The organism is Lactococcus sp. KTH0-1S, from assembly GCF_052544945.1.
Genome location: NZ_CP195165.1, coordinates 1 through 16,230, shown reverse-complemented (window position 1 = coordinate 16,230; position 16,230 = coordinate 1). Strand labels below are relative to the sequence as shown.

10 protein-coding genes and 2 pseudogenes are annotated in these 16,230 nt (G+C 32.5%); 1 reads left to right on the top strand and 11 read right to left on the bottom strand.

Annotation, left to right across the window (positions count from 1 at the left end; genetic code table 11):
• Positions 1-14: 14 nt before the first annotated feature.
• From ACRYLU_RS00060 to ychF, 6 genes are all read right to left on the bottom strand, one after another.
• On the bottom strand, positions 15-485 hold the full coding sequence (locus ACRYLU_RS00060; RefSeq protein ID WP_058205610.1) for an AAA family ATPase: 471 nt from the start codon (positions 483-485) through the stop codon (positions 15-17).
• 194 nt (positions 486-679) lie between these two features.
• Positions 680-1,315 carry an ABC transporter ATP-binding protein gene (locus ACRYLU_RS00055; protein ID WP_063281590.1) on the bottom strand — a complete coding sequence of 212 codons (636 nt, stop codon included), beginning with the start codon at positions 1,313-1,315 and terminating at the stop codon, positions 680-682.
• Position 1,316: 1 nt separating this feature from the next.
• Entirely contained in the window at positions 1,317-3,308 is a 1,992-nt protein-coding gene (locus ACRYLU_RS00050; RefSeq protein WP_332529514.1) for a bacteriocin-associated integral membrane family protein, read from the bottom strand.
• A gap of 12 nt (positions 3,309-3,320) precedes the next feature.
• A complete protein-coding gene (locus tag ACRYLU_RS00045) occupies positions 3,321-3,665 on the bottom strand; it encodes a hypothetical protein (protein ID WP_227149969.1) in 345 nt (114 codons plus the stop codon).
• Positions 3,666-3,920: 255 nt separating this feature from the next.
• Complete coding sequence (locus ACRYLU_RS00040) at positions 3,921-4,244, bottom strand: helix-turn-helix domain-containing protein (protein ID WP_015425598.1); 324 nt, start codon at positions 4,242-4,244, stop codon at positions 3,921-3,923.
• A gap of 111 nt (positions 4,245-4,355) precedes the next feature.
• Positions 4,356-5,471: a redox-regulated ATPase YchF gene (ychF, locus tag ACRYLU_RS00035; RefSeq protein ID WP_015425597.1), complete on the bottom strand. Its 1,116-nt coding sequence runs from the start codon at positions 5,469-5,471 to the stop codon at positions 4,356-4,358.
• 281 nt (positions 5,472-5,752) lie between these two features.
• On the opposite strand from ychF, the gene ACRYLU_RS00030 reads away from it, so the two are divergent.
• Complete coding sequence (locus ACRYLU_RS00030) at positions 5,753-6,310, top strand: helix-turn-helix domain-containing protein (protein ID WP_010905025.1); 558 nt, start codon at positions 5,753-5,755, stop codon at positions 6,308-6,310.
• A gap of 9 nt (positions 6,311-6,319) precedes the next feature.
• Here ACRYLU_RS00030 and ACRYLU_RS00025 read toward each other — a convergent pair whose 3' ends face one another.
• The 5 genes and pseudogenes from ACRYLU_RS00025 to dnaA form a co-directional block, all read right to left on the bottom strand.
• Positions 6,320-6,520, bottom strand: a complete 201-nt coding sequence (locus ACRYLU_RS00025) for a DUF951 domain-containing protein (protein ID WP_003132155.1) — start codon at positions 6,518-6,520, stop codon at positions 6,320-6,322.
• 36 nt (positions 6,521-6,556) lie between these two features.
• A pseudogene (addA, locus tag ACRYLU_RS00020) lies at positions 6,557-10,167 on the bottom strand (helicase-exonuclease AddAB subunit AddA).
• A pseudogene (gene rexB, locus ACRYLU_RS00015) lies at positions 10,160-13,458 on the bottom strand (ATP-dependent nuclease subunit B). The pseudogenes addA and rexB overlap by 8 nt, the downstream one beginning before the upstream one ends.
• 105 nt (positions 13,459-13,563) lie before the next feature.
• Entirely contained in the window at positions 13,564-14,706 is a 1,143-nt protein-coding gene (gene dnaN / locus ACRYLU_RS00010; protein ID WP_003130856.1) for a DNA polymerase III subunit beta, read from the bottom strand.
• Positions 14,707-14,862: 156 nt separating this feature from the next.
• Positions 14,863-16,230 carry a chromosomal replication initiator protein DnaA gene (gene dnaA / locus ACRYLU_RS00005; RefSeq protein WP_058205615.1) on the bottom strand — a complete coding sequence of 456 codons (1,368 nt, stop codon included), beginning with the start codon at positions 16,228-16,230 and terminating at the stop codon, positions 14,863-14,865.

Sequence of the window (16,230 nt, the reverse complement as noted above, 5' to 3'; positions counted from 1 at the left end):
CTATTCTTTCTTCTCTATTTTTGAAAATTTTTTATAAATTGCCGAATTTCTCTTTTATTGTGTAAAACAATTTTATTTTTTTGAGCATTTATCAATTCACTCCGGTCAATTTTTTGCCAGATAAACATCTGTTTTAACATCTGTAAACTTGGTCGATAAGTTGATTTTTCAAGTCTCAATTTTTGTTTTACATAGCGCTTAATTATCCGATATTTCAGTAAGTTTTTAGGTAAATCTAAATAAATAATCTTGTCAACTTTGTCTAACAATGGAATAAATCGTTCGCGTAATGTATCTTCAATGATAAAACACTCATTCTTAAAAATACACTCAATTGACTCGAAAACTTCTTTATCTGTTCGATTTCTTTCACCTTCATGAACGATATTATCCAAGTGAAACACGCACATTGAGTTTTTTTCACTTAATTTCCTAGCCAACGTTGATTTTCCAGATCCAACTGTTCCGACAATATAGATTTTCATTAGTTTAACCTACCAAATTTACTGACAGACTTTTCAGCTGTCCTATTTTTATCTGTCAGTAAATATTTCAATAAAAGCCAAAAGGCCGATTCATAAAAATCAGCTTCTGAGATTATTATAACATGTTTATTTACCTAGAGGAGCAAAAAAAAGACCCAATATTTCTATTGAGCCTTTTTAATTTTCATCACAGATCATTCCCCAATCTCAATAACTAAATCACTAATTTCTTTCAGATAAGAATCATGTGTCACAATGACAACCGTCTTTCCCTTATCAACTTCTTGACGCAAAAGAGCAATCACTTCATTTCTATTTTCTGTATCAAGCGAACCTGTTGGTTCATCTGCCAAAATCAGCTGACTTTCTTTTAATAAAGCCCGTGCAATTGCTACTCTTTGTTTCTCTCCACCAGAAAGACTATAAACTTTTGTATTTAATCGATGATTTATGCCTACTTGGAGTAACAAATTCTTCATCTTTTTTCGTTTTTCTTTTTTGGAAATTCTAGAATAAATCAGTGCTATCTCTAAATTTTTTTCGATTGTTTCATCTTCCAATAAAGCAAAGTTTTGAAAAAGATAGGAAATTTTATTTCTCCTCATCTTTAAAGCTAAGGAACTATTAAAAGGTGGTGCAAACTGACCGTTAAAATAATATTTCCCATCATCATAATCCTCAATTAAACCGATAATATTCAAAAGTGTTGACTTTCCCGCACCACTTGTCCCATAAATTGCGGTCATTTTTCCTTCCGGAATTTTTAAATTTAATTTATCAAAAATAATATGCCCTTTGTAACTTTTTGTCAGTTCTTCAATCTCAATCATTCTATTCTCCTTTCAAGACATTCAAAAATAGTCCTTTTTGTAGTTTTAGCAATATCAAAATAATAATCAAAATTTCTAAGACAAAATAAATTCCCAGTCCCTCCAGTGTGATGTTAACATCTCTTTGACTTAAAGCAAAAGCAAAATATAAACTTCCCTGCACTAAGACTATTGCAAAAAGAGTTTTATAAGTTACAAAGAAAGAAATTCCATATAATCTTTTGACCGCAATTTTCTTTTTGTATGTTTCAAAATAAAAAACCGTAGTTGTCAGAATCATTGATAAAAATATAAGAATCACTAAACCATTAGTAACAGCATAATTATAGGGATTTCCAACCGTACTCAAATTATCCGTTTTACTTATATCGTCTATCTTAATCATGGAAGGGTGAGTTTCAAGAGCACTATTTTTCTTCAAAATAGGAATAAGAGGTTGATATGTTTTTTCTATTGTTCCCCTAATTTTAAATTTCAAAACAGTATTGTGTTGAAAAGTAATATTTCCCTTATCAGTAAAATTTTTTCTCGTATAAACTTCTACTAAATCTGGAGATATTTTGGTACTATTTTCGTCTAGTAAGTCTAACTTTTGAGCATCTTTTATGAAATAGTATTTTATAGTTGAACCTTTAAAAAATGCCAATGAATCAGAAGAAGCATAATATTTTTTTATCTTAGAAAGTTGAGATTTATATTTTTCCGAAACCAAAATAATCCCCGAATTTGTATCAGGATTTATTTCTACTCTTTGATTGTCCTGAGAGTATATAGCAAATTTTGAAAGATAGTTATCATTAATTTGTAAGTCATTCAGACTATCATTTTCTACAATATCAATACTTGAATCAGAAATATAAAGTCCATCATGTTCCTCAGCATAAACAAATAAATCAATGCATGATAGATTTAGGGGCTGACCTCCGTCATAGCCTGAAAATTCTGGGTAAAGTACGGCATATTCTTGCCCAATTTTGGAAGTTATTTCTAGCTTAGCATTTACAAAATAGAGTAGAGTTGCTGTTGTAGAAACTGTAATCAAAAATACAAATGCTTTGACCGCATAGAGAACATAGTGACTATACTTAAAAAATGACTTAGAGTTAATCTGATTGGCAAGTGAAAAGCTAGATACAAGTACTATGGAGATATAGGAAACTATGATAACAAGTAACAGCATAATAAACATTTGCAAACTAAATTGAAGATTAAATCCTCTGAAAACTAAAAAACTTGAAAATATATAAGCCAGCAATGTCACTATAAAAAATTCTTTCAAAAATAAACGCAAGCCTATCCTATGAGCGCTGACGCCATTCAAACGATAAGTAGCAATTTTTTTATTATTTCCAACTAACCAAACAAATAAAAAGATAGCAAAGAAAACTATCGAAATTCCTATAAATAAAGATAAATTATCATTAGTTAAACCAATGAAACTAGTATAATTATTAGGATAAAAATCACTAGGACGAGTCGTTAATTTTTTAGAAGTAATATGAGTCCCATATTTTTGATTAAGAGCTATTAAAAAGTCTTGGAGAGAAGTTTGGATATTTTTATTTTTTATATAAACATCACTATTTTCCTGTTCTACAGTCGTAATATTCTTAAGAGGCTCACTCCATAATTGACAGCTAAAACCGTGAGATACAAAAGTTTTTTTATCAGATGTTTGATAGTTTGTCTTGTAAAACACCGCTTTACTATCCATTTTAAGCAAATCCGCATGACCTTTCCCATCGTTCTTTACTCCACCATACGTACTCCTAAAAATAAAAGATGCCCCAGTTTTAGCTGACACACCTTCTACAAGGGAAATTAACTTCTTGTCGCTACTAATGGATGAAGGAAGATAAATTTGTGTAAAATCTTGAACATCATAATTTTTTTCAATTTGCTTATCTACAAAATTATTTTTTACTATATTGGCAGAAGATATTGAAATAACAATAAATAGAACAAGAAGAACAAACTTAATAACCTTATTCATATTAACTCTCTATTATAATTTGACAAACCAACCACTATAACCAGCATTCCATGCCCCAATAGCTTTCGCCTGTGCAATTTTGTTAGCTGATACGGTATTACTAAAAGCTGTTGCACTTTTTCCGACTTTTGCCCAGCTATAATGTCTTTGATTTATTTGGGCATTATCATGCGCAGTAGCTTTAGTAATCGTCGGATTAAATCGTTCGATATAATTCGTATTCCAACCACCAGAAACGAAAACCTGTGCCGAAGCAAAAGCTGTTCCTGAGATAAGTGCAGTTGCCAGTACTAAAACCGATACTTTTCTCTTTAGATTTCTGCGTCTAATAAGAGCGCGTGTCATTGTAAGTTCCATTGTGTATCTCCTTCAAATTGTTCATAAGCTAGCTAAAATATCTATCAGAGTGCTAGTACTTTTCTTCTGATATGATAGAGTAATACTGTTTTGTTAACGCTTTCTTGAAAGTGATTATACTCGAATTTAATTTATTTGTCAAAATTTTAACTTTAAAAAAACTTAATTTAATAAAACGTAACTTTAAGATTTACATCGTACTCTTTTGATTGTTTTTACCAAACAAAAAAAGACCAAAATGGTCTTTCATTATCATCAAAACAAATGTAAAACAAATTTCAAAATAAAAAGTAAAGGAATAATAAATCCCCAACCCACCTTATAAATTAACTTCAAAGTCCGTTTGTCATCAATCTCATGTTTTGCTTTTTCTTCCATCTTTTTGTCACCTTTGAGCAACGTGTCCAAAGAACAATCGAAAATTTCACTAAGTAAGATAATTTGGTCTGTTGTTGGTAGTGATTTTCCTGTCTCCCATTTTGAAATTGATTGACGAGAAATATGCATTTTTTTCGCCAATTCTTCCTGACTGAGATTTTTCATTTTACGATTTTCTTTGATTATCTGAGAGATTTCCATGTTGCCTTCCTTTCATGCTTTAAGAGTATCGTTTTTTATTCTTCAACTCAAGCATTTTTAGGTTGCAAAAATGCACCGATTCGGTGCATTTCTTCATTTCATTTACAAGGTTTACACGTTGAAACGGAATTCCATAATGTCGCCATCTTGACCAACATATTCTTTTCCTTCTTCACGCAAGCGACCGGCTTCACGAACAGCTTTTTCTGAACCGTATTTAAGCAAATCATCATAAGACATAGTTACTGCGCGGATAAAGCCTTTTTCAAAGTCTGTATGGATAATTCCTGCCATTTGTGGAGCTTTCATTCCACGCTTGAAGGTCCAAGCACGGACTTCTTTTTCACCAGCAGTAAAGTAAGTGGCAAGTCCAAGAAGGTGGTAAGCTGCACGAGTCAACATATCAACACCAGATTCTTTTAAGCCAATTGCTTCCAAAAATTCTGCTTTTTCATCATCTTCCAACTCTGAGATTTCTTCTTCAACACGAGCAGAAATCACTGCAACTTCAGCATTTTCAGTCGCCGCAAACTCACGAATTTGTTTCACGTATTCGATATTATCAGGTTCGCCTACTTCATCTTCTGAAACATTAGCTACATAAAGAACTGGTTTACTTGTCAATAAGAACAAGCTTTTAAGAACCTTTGTTTCATCTTCGTCAAAGTCAATTGTTCGTGCTGATTTACCATCTTCAAGAACCGGTTTGAGCTTTTTCAAAACATTAAATTCTGCGACCGCATCTTTATCTTTTGCCGTACGAGCAACTTTTTCAACACGCGCATAACGTTTATTGACTGATTCTAAATCGGCCAAAATTAATTCAAGATTAATTGTTTCAATGTCTGCCATTGGATCAATAAAAGCATCTTCACGATTATTTTCACGCATGACATTTTCATCATCAAAAGCTCGAACAACGTGAATGATAGCATCTACTTCACGAATATTGGCAAGAAATTTATTTCCTAGACCTTCTCCGCGTGAAGCCCCTTTAACAATCCCAGCAATATCTGTAAATTCAAAAGTTGTCGGAACAGTTTTCTTAGGTTTAATCAACTCTGTTAACTTGTTTAAACGTTCATCCGGTACTTCTACCATCCCAACATTTGGGTCAATTGTTGCAAAAGGATAGTTTGCAGCTTCTGCGCCTGCTTTTGTAATTGCATTAAAAAGAGTTGATTTACCAACGTTTGGTAAACCAACGATACCTGCTGTTAAAGCCATGTTTTATATTCTCCAAAATTAAGATTAATTAGTTCTAATTATACTGTAAATCGCCTAAAAACACAATAAAGGCAAGGCAAATCATAGAAAATCTCTAAGTTTACAAGTTTACACAAGGCTCGTAAACAATAGAGCATGTCATCACTAGCCTTTATTTTAAAGGCTTGCCACAAAATGTTACCCTAAAATACCACCTATGTTCTTGCTTTTAACTTCGCTTTAGTTGATAATGAAATCAGAAACAAATCACTAAATCACCCATTTAAATTTCAGGAGAAAAAATGCTCGGAGAAAATTTACAAAAAGCTCGTCTTGCCCAGAAGCTCACACAAGAAGAAGTTGCAAAAGAACTTTATTTTAGTAGACAAGCCATTTCACGTTGGGAATCCAATAAAACTGAACCAAATTTTGAAACATTGATTGCCCTAGCCGAATTATATGAATCAGATTTATCAGCTTTTGCTCAAGGAATTGAACCACAAAAAAGAAAGAAACATATCAACCTATTTGCTGGTTTTGGCTTAGTCTTTTTTAACTTCGTTCTTGGTTTCTGGTTGATAATTACTACTGCTTTGATTCTTTTGGCTCTCTATGCTATTATATTAGCTTTATTCCTTGCTCCATTTATTATGATTTTCGCTGTTGCTACTCATAACCCACATATTACTTTTGGGAATGCGAATGGAGCAACAGGTTTTGACTGGTGGTACTGGTTAGTTGCGATTATCGCTTGTTCGCTGATGGTTCTTGTTAGCCCTTTGATTTGGCGATTTACAAAGTTACTTTACTTTTGGCTTATTAAATACCTCAAATTTAATCTCAAATCGGTTTATAATTAAAAAAAGGGCTCACTTGAGCACCTTTTTTATTTTTTTATTAAAGTCAAAACGACTCATCATCACTTCATGATTGCAGTTTGTACATCTTATCTTGATATCTGCACCCAATCTAGTGATTTCCCAAGCATTTGCTTTTTTACCAGTCGCCTTAACAGTGCAGGCATGAGGTTTCTTCATCTCGACAATCGAACCTAATTCATATTCCAGCATTATCTATCCTTTCTATACAATTCCTGTCATTATAATCTAATCATCTAGTTTTTCAACAAAAACTTGCTGAGGGCCTCCTAATAAAATGAGATACTTGTCAACTTGGTTGACATCGTAGGCTTTTTTCAAAGCCTCACTATAAAGATTCATCTGATCTCTATAACGCTCTTTTATTTCAGAAATAGCTGAAGAACTTGTAAATCTATCTGTCTTATAATCAAATAGAACGATTTTATCAGTAAGTTTAACAAATCCATCACAAATTCCCCGAACAATATACTGCTCTTTAGCAAATTCATCTGTTCTCAACATTGAAAATGGTGCTTCTTTAACTGTTTTATCAACATTTTCTGATAAAAACTGACCGAAATCTGTATCAAACAAAGTCAAAATTTTAGCAATATCAATTTGATTTTTTATTTTTTCATCAAATCCCATTTCATCAAGTGTCACTTGAAAACTAAATAAATCTGCTTGAGAAAAATCTGCATACTGCATAAAACTATGTGTTGCCGAACCGATTTCTGCAGCAGTAACTTTCTTAGGACCAAAATCAGAAAAATCTAGCTTTTTGACCCGAGTAAATTCACTTATCGGTTGAATTTCACCCACTTGTAATTGTTTTTCATAGCTTCGTTTTTTAACCTGACTTGGTGTTTGAATACTTGAAAGCTCTGTTGCTGCTTGATTTGGATATTCATAATTCATAATTTTTTGAGCTTTTTGTATTTCATCAGAATAGGCCATGATATTATCAAATTTTTCCGATTCTTCGACCAATTTTTTGAAATCAGGTTGACTTGTAAATTCAAGTTTTTCTACTTCCAACTCTTCTTTTGTGTAGACATTGAGTTTCATCGGAAGTTTTGTGGCATTTTGAAGCGCCAATATCCAGTGTTGAAAACCGCGACTTGAGTTACGAAATTTATCTTCTAAAATCTTTCCTTCTAAACTTGCATTATCATAAAGGTCAAGTCCTGATTTCTTATCTGTTTCTTTTATTTTTCCGACAAGATAAAGTTTTTTCTTTGCTCGTGTAAATGCAACATATAAAACACGCATTTCTTCTGAGAGAGCTGCTCTTTGTTTTAAGTCTTTATTCACCATATAAGGGAATGTTTCCATTTTCACTAAAGCATAAGGGAAATCAGTTATAACATCTGCTTCATCCTTTAAATCAGCAATAAGCTTCATTCCTAAACCATTTTCACGACTTAGGATAACATCTTCTTTCAAATCACGATCGTTGAAACGAGATTGTAAATTCATTAAAAAGACATAATCAAATTCTAATCCTTTTGATTTATGGAAGGTCATCACTCGAACAGCATTTTGAGGAAGTTTTATATTAACAGAAGCTAAATCATTATTTTGTTCCATAAATTTGTTGATTAATCTTACAAATTTAAATAATCCTTTATAACCAGAACTTTCATATGATTCTGCTCGAACTGCTAAGGCTTGTAAGTTCGCTTGACGCATTTCCCCATTTTTTAAGGCACCAACATAGTCGAAATAGTAGGTTTCAGTATATATTTTCCAAAGTAAATCATGAATTGCAACTTGGTTTACAAGTTTACGCCATTCTGTAAACTTCTTATAAAATGCTTTAAGCTTGTTCTCTAAGGAAGGATTGATAAGTTCTGGATTTTGTCCTTCTTTATTAAGTGACAAAAGAATTTTATCCCAAAATCGAAGGTCATGGCTTCCTTGAGTACTGATTCTCGTTAATTCATCTTCATTAAATCCAAATAACGGAGACCTTAACATCGCAACCAATGATAAATCATAGAGTGGATTATCAATTGCTCGTAAAACGTCTAGCATAATTAAGACTTCCATTGATTTCAAAAAATCAACTCGTCCTTCATCAAGAACCACTGGAATATCGTAACTAAGCAGAATATCCTCAATTTTATTATTATTTGATTTAGATCGAACCAAGATTGCTATATCTTTTGGTTCAACTCCAGCTTCAATCAATTTTTTTATTTCTTGAGCTGCTCCTTTAATCTCTCCATCCGAAATTCTGACTTCGGATTCATCTGTTTCTTCATCACTTGTATTTTCTTTGTATAAAAGAAGTTCTGGATAAAAATCTTTCTCAGATTCAACTGGATAATCAGTAATATTTCCTTGAACTAAGGCTTCTTCTTTGCCATAAGTCATCTCACCTAATTTTTCATCCATCAGGTGTTTAAAGATATCATTTGTAAATGTTAAAACCTCACCACGTGAACGAAAGTTTTCTTTTAAGCGAATTAATTGATTTGGATTTTCTGTCTTGGCATAGTCTTTATATTTTTCTAAAAAGAGGCCAGGGTCAGCTAAACGAAAGCCGTAAATTGATTGCTTAATATCACCAACCATGAAGAGATTATGTCCATTCGATAAAAGTTCCAGCATTCGCTCCTGAGTGTGGCTGGTATCCTGATACTCATCAATCATGATTTCATCATAATGTTCTTTTAAAGTTTCACGTATATCTGGATTTTCCTCTAAAATTTCGATGGCAAAGTGTGCGATATCAGAGTACTCAAAGGCATTTTCATTCTTTTTACGTTCTAAATAACTTTGGTAAAACTCAATAACAAATTTTTGTAAGTTTTCTGCGATTTCAAATGCTTGATTTTGATATTTTTCAATCAACTGACCATGTTTTATTTTATCAACAAACTTCCGAATTTCTCCAGGTTTGGATTTCGAGCCGACTAAGTCTTGCTTTTGTGCTGAAAAATCTTTTTTCAGAGCCGAAAGTATTTCATCTTTTGAAGAACCCACCCGAATATCTGTATCTATTGATAAAAATAGTTCTGTGAAAGTTGCAAAATCTTTAGTGGTTATTACTTCTAAGAGTTCATTTTTATTATCTAAAATAAGATTGGCTTTATCACGTCCAGCTCCTTTTTTAGCAATTACTCCATTGGTTAATGAAGTTTCTAGAAGTTCAAAAAATATCAGTAAATTCTCTTTTATTTCTGCTGAAAAATCTGCTGACAAGTCTGTCAGTGATTTATATGTTTCAAAACCTTTTAAAAATTGATTTTCTAACCACTTTATTGGATTTTCGGTTGCTGATGCAAAACGGTAAGTAGTGTAAACCACTTTTTGAAAACCAGCAATATTTCTGTCTTTAGAAAAATTTTTTATAAGTTCTTCAAATTTTTCTTTTGAAATATTCAATCCATCATCTTCTGATAGATAAGACTCAACCAATTGTTCAAAGACTTCTTGTCTAATTAAATCACTCTCTGTTTGATCAGCTAAGATTCGGAAATTCGGGTCAATATTTACTCGATTGAAATTCGCTTTTGTCAATTTTTGGGTGAAACTATCCATAGTTACAATATCAGCATTTGACAGGTTCTGTAAAGCAAGTGTCAACCTACGAGCTTGATTTTCATCAGAACTTTCTTGTCTGGCTTTTTTCAAATCTCGCTCAAGCCGCATCCGTAATTCGCTTGCTGCTTTTTTGTAAATGTGGAAATGAAAAGTCGATCAATTTCAATTCCTTGTTTGACTTTCTCGACAATTCTTTGAGCCATAACAAAAGTTTTTCCGGAACCAGCACTCGCTGAAACTAAAATATTCTTACCAGAACTATGAATGGCTTCATTTTGCTCTGGAGTTAATTTTACTTCACTCATTTCGCCCTTCTCCTTTTAATTCTGCTAAGATTTCTGCTTGGGATTTTTGACCAATTTCACGACTATGCTCATTCATGTGTACATTTGCTTCAAATCGACAAATAGATTTAAGCGGACAGTAGCGACAACCTCGAACATTACCTGTTTGATCAATCCCTTCGGAGCGTTTCATAATTGGATTTATTGCAATCTGACCACTCTTAAGTCGCTGACCAGCATGCTGATAATGATTTTCATTCAATTTTAAAAGCTGTTCAAATTCTTCTTGATTGTAAATATTAGATTTTTTTACAGCAATATTTTCTATTGCTTTAATTTGGTCAGCTGCCTCTTCCAAAACTAAACCATCATAGCGCATTGATTCTTTCAATAAGCCAGCAATCTCTGATAAATGATTGATTTCTGATAAGTTAATTGGTTGATTTTTAAATTGTAAATAAAGAGCACCCCATATTTTTTGATTAGGAAATGCTTCTTTAATCACGTCTAAATAGGTCATAAATTGTAAACTCAGACCGTCATAAGCATCCTGTAATTTAAAGGAATGAGCACTTGATTTGTAATCTATAGCTCCCAGATAATCAGAAGAAAGTTGGTCCAAACGGTCAATTCTTCCTCGTAAGTAAATATCATCAACAGAAAAATTACCTAATTCACTTTTTGGTAAGCCAAAACTACTTTCTGTCAGTAAAGTTTTAAGTTCATCAGTAGAAACCGTCTCCTTTAAAACTGTTGCAGTCTGTCTAACAATTTCTTCTAAATTGGTCCAAGTAAATCTTGCTGTTGCATCCTGAGTAAAATAACGAGAGTAATTACTGTCAACATCATGTAAAACTTTTGTCAATTTTTCATCAAAATTTTCAGCTGACAAGGCTTCTTCTTGCATGACTTTTTCAAAAACTTCATGGAAAAAGTTACCAACAATTTTGGAATTTATATCAATATTTTCAAAAGTTTCCAGACCCAAAGTGGTCTCTAAAAAGTACTGATATTCACAGTTATAAAAGCGTTCAAAAGAACTGACAGAAGCATAAAGTTTATCACCATAAATTTTGTCTAAGGTTTCTTTTGATAAGTTTACCGTATCAATATCTTTAGCTAAATTCAATAATATTTTTTGAAAATCTGGATTTGACTTAACTAAAATCCGGAAAATACTAGACCAAAAAACTCTTTTATCATCATTTTTTTCTTCTGTTTCAACAAGTTCACGCTCAATTTTTCCAATCATAGAAATCACTGAACGACTGTTTCCAATGTGCTCTAAGCTTTCAAAAAGATTGACTTCTTGAATTTTTTGAAGAATTTTTTCATCCGCATGATTCAAAAATAATTGGAAAACTGGTGAAAATTCTCCTTGCTCATTTGCCATAATTTGTGGCATGGACAAAACTAAAGTTTCTTTTGCCGAATTCACTAAAGAAAGGACTGTAAATTGATTTTTTGATAGTTGACAACGTTCAACTGTTCAATAAACTGATTTTCATCAGTTGTTTGATTAATTTCTAGTCGTTCTTCATCGGATAAAAGTGTTGAATTTTTCTTTATTCTTGGAAAATTAGTTTGACTCAAACCAATGGCATAGATATATTTATTAGTTTTAGGTTCAACAAGTTCATAATCTTTGATATTTACAACATCAACGTTTGCTGGAATTTGTCGATATTTTGCATTTTTCAATCCTGCTAATAAAATATCTAAAAACTCCACATTTTTCAATTTTTCATCAGAAAAAACGGCCAAAAACTCATTCAATATGGAAATAAGCATTTGCCAAACTTGTTCATGTTTATCAGCCATTTGGTGATTATTTTCAGATTCTGCTTCTGAAAAATAATTATTCATATTGGCCATTACATTTCCAGTTTCAAGTAAAACTTGTAAATCAGAAACCCATTTTTTTCCTGTTTTTTGCCGATTTGTCCCTAAAAAGACTTGTAAAGGAGAATCATTTCCCAATAAATTTTCACGAAGCTGATTCACTAATTCAATTTTAGAAAACTCACTTTCATTGAATGCTTCCGTAAATTTTTTTCGACCAGAAATCTTATATTTTTGAACATAGTATTCAAAGTAATCAATGACTTCTTCATCAAGGTTGACATCAGTGTAAACCTTGCTTTTTAGAAGATTGACAACATCATCTGTCCGATAATTATTCTTTTTAATTGAAAGTAAACTTTCAAAAAAGATAACCAAAGGATGCTGACTCATTGATTCTTCTTGGGCATAGAAAAATGGAATTTCATAGAGTTCAAAAATTTCTTTCAAAGTAATTTCATAAGCAGCTGGGTCACCTACTAAAACTGTAAAATCTTTGAAAAAAGCCCCCTGACTTATTTTTTGTCTAATTTCCTTTGCGACACCTTCAATTTCAACTTTTTGGTTTTCGGCTTCCCAAATTCTGAAATAATTTGTATCAGCAGAATTTATTTCAATATTTTGATCAGAAATGGCAAATCTTGAATCCAAATCGAGTAATTTTGTCAACTTATTGTAAACTTCATTGACAGATGAAGAAGTCATTTTTCTTAATTCTACTGGAAATTTACTGCGAAAACGCCCAATCATTTGACTCGTACTGATATAAATTGTTTCAGATCCGGCTGTCAGTGAATTTTCATCACTATAAGTTCCAATGACAAAACGTGCCACTCTATCTTGAATACTTTCAATAAAAAGCTCTTCTTCCGCAGAAAATCGAGTATATCCATCAATGACAATTGTCACATCTTTGAGTTGAAAATCAAATTCCCCATCAGCAAGACGACTAGTAAAATCACCAAATTCTGAGTAGTTAGCATAGTCATTTGCTAATTTTTCTTCAAATCTACTTAAGATTTTTTTTAATTCTTGATTTTTAGGGCTGTCAGGTAAATTTTCTACTGACAGATTTGCTGTCAGTAACTCTGTTCTTAACTGAATTAGCATTTCCAAAAAACCAGCAGAATCCTGTAGAGAAAAATACAGCGGAATTTCTTCTTTTGAAAAACTTCTCAAAACACGTCGAAAAAGCATTGATAGGCCTGCTGTTCCTAACTCTGTTTTGGTTGTCGCTTTTTCCCGCTTATCAAAATAATAAGGCAATTGCTTAAAACGAGTGACGAGTAAGTCAAAAACTGCTGCATCACTTCCTTTAGCCAAACGCTCTAAAATTTCTTTCTCCTTCTCAAATGACATTGAAGAAGGCACAATATAATAAACTTTTCGATTTTTTCCAAGTTCTTCAAGAGAAATCTCTAATAGTCCCTCTGTTAAATCTTGTGTAATTTCAGTATATAAAATTTCCATAAAAAATAGACCTAACTTTCGTTAAGTCCATTATAACAAAATCTAAATTTACTGACAGACATTTTCGTCAGTAAATCTAAGCTGACAAAAGAGCTGTCAGTAAAATTAATTTGTACGTACTGGTGTAATCAATTGGACAAATCCAGATTCTTCATTACGTGGTTGTAAAGTGAACGGACGAACATTAGAAATAAAGCGAATACGAACTTCTGGTGCTTTAATCACTTTCAAAGCATCAATCAAATATTCAGGATTAAAGCTGATTGCTAAGTCATTTCCTTCTTTTGATAAGGCTGTCAATTCTTCATGGACAGAACCGACCTCAGGAGAGTTGGCTGTGGTTACTACAGAATCACCAGAAACAGTCAATTTTACAGTTCCATTAGTTGTCATTACTGTCAACAAACGCGCACGATCCATTGTATGACGCAATTGCGCAGCATCAAAAACTAAATCTAAAGTATAATCAGCTTCATTTGGAATTAAACGATTAGTATCAGGATAAGATCCTTCAATCAAACGACTATAATAACTAATTGTTTCATTTCTAAAAAGCATTTGGCTTCCACTGATGAAAATTTCAATCTCTTCTTCATCATTTGTGAAAACATTTTTAAAACTATTGATTGATTTACTTGGCAAAATAACATCAAATTTTAATTCTGAATCTTCTAAAGGCAATAAACGTTGACTCATCCGATGTGAATCAGTTGCGACTGCTTTTAATTCTCCAGTTGATAAAGTTTCTAAATGAACACCTGTAAAAATTGGACGATTTTCTTGAGTACTTACAGCAAAAACTGTTTCTGTAAAAATTTCTTTAAGTACTTTAACTTTCATTTTCAATGAAGAGCCTTCGGAAATTTCTTGTAAATGCGGATAGATTTCTGAATCCAGGCCTTTTAAAGTAATTTCTGACTTACCAGAAGTTAACAAAACTTGCTTTTGTTCTTTTTCAGTAAATTCAAGAGTGACTTCTGGTAATTGACTTACCACATTTTCAAAGAAAGCAGCTTCTAATAAAACTGAACCAGTCCCTGAAATAAGCATACTTGCATCTTTATTATCAACAGGTAAAAAATTCTTGATTGAAATTTGACCATTTGAACCAATTAAAGTAATTCCATTTTCTTCAACTTCAATTTTTAACTTTGTTAAAGCAGGAATTGTTACTTTAGAACCAATTGCTTGTTTGGTAATTCTCAAAGCATTTTGAAACGCATTTTTATTAATTGAAAATTTAATCATGAGATTCCTTTATAATTTCTTTTTATAAATATAATAGTAATAGTAGTAGGTCCTGTGGATAATCTGTATAAGACAAATCCACTTAGAAGTATAAGCTTTTTCCCTGTGGATAATTAAAGAATAAGCATTTTATAAGTCCTTGAGTTTTCCACAGGTTTAAAATTTACGTTTAATGCTATCGATGTCTTTTTGAACATCCATATCATTTTTCATCTTATCCGAAATTTGTTTATAAGCGTACATTACCGTTGTGTGATCACGGCCGCCAAAAGCAGTTCCAATTGCCGGAAGACTTGTACCTAAAAGTTCTCTGACAAGATACATCGCAATCTGTCTTGGAAAGGCAATTTCCTTAGGACGCTTAGGGCCAACAAGATCTGAGAATGAAATATGATAATAATTAGCAACTTCATCTTGAATTTTTTTAATAGTAAGATTTGATAAAGATTGCTGAGTTGCATTTTTTAAAGAACGCAAAGCCTGACTTGCTGTCTCAATATCGACCACCGCAATGCCATTTGCTCGAGCCACAAATTCGACTCGATTTAGAGCGCCTTCGAGTTCTCGAACGTTTGAATCAATCTGACCAGCAATATAAGATAGAGTTTCACTCGGAAATTCTAAACGACTTGATTCAGATTTAATCAAAAGAATAGCCATCCGAGTTTCATAGTCAGGAGCCGTAATATCAGTAGTCAAACCCCAAGAGAAGCGTGAAACCAAGCGATCTTCCAAATTATTTAATTCTTGCGGAATACGATCAGAAGTTAAAACAATTTGGGAACCTTTATCATAGAGTGCATTGAAGGTATTGAAAAATTCATTTTTCGTCCCCTCTTTATCACTGAAAAATTGCACATCGTCCAATAGAAGTAAATCTAAATTACGATAAGTATTTTCAAAATTCTCCATTTGGTTTTTTCGCGTTGCATTAACATAGTCGTTAACGAAATTCTCCGAAGAAACATATTTAATTCGAGCTGTCGGATTGTCAGTCAAAATCTGATTTCCAATTGCATGCATTAAATGCGTCTTACCTAAGCCAGCTCCACCATAAATAAAAAGTGGATTATAGGTATCACCAGGTTTATCAGCAACAGCAATTGCTGCAGCTAAAGTCCAACGGTTACCAGGACCTTGCACAAAATTTTCAAAATTATATTTCTCGTTGAGACCACTAACCAAAGGAGAAGCGGGTTTAGCAGTAGAACGCGATTGCTCTTCAACAGAAGATTGATTATTTAAACGATGAAGTTCCAATTCAGTTAACTCATCATTTGCATAGAGTTCATAATCAATCATCCGACCAAAGACCTCAAATCCCGCCGTTGTGATCAAATCGGACTGTTTTTTCCAATAATCTTTTTTCATTCCACTATCAAGCAAGATATTGGCAGTATCTTGCTCGACAGACATTAATTGAGCAGGCTCAATAAAAAAATCATAAGCTTGTTTACCGATACTCTGCCTAGCTAGTTCGGTTACACGGGCCCAAAATTTTTGATTTTCATTAAGGGATGCCAT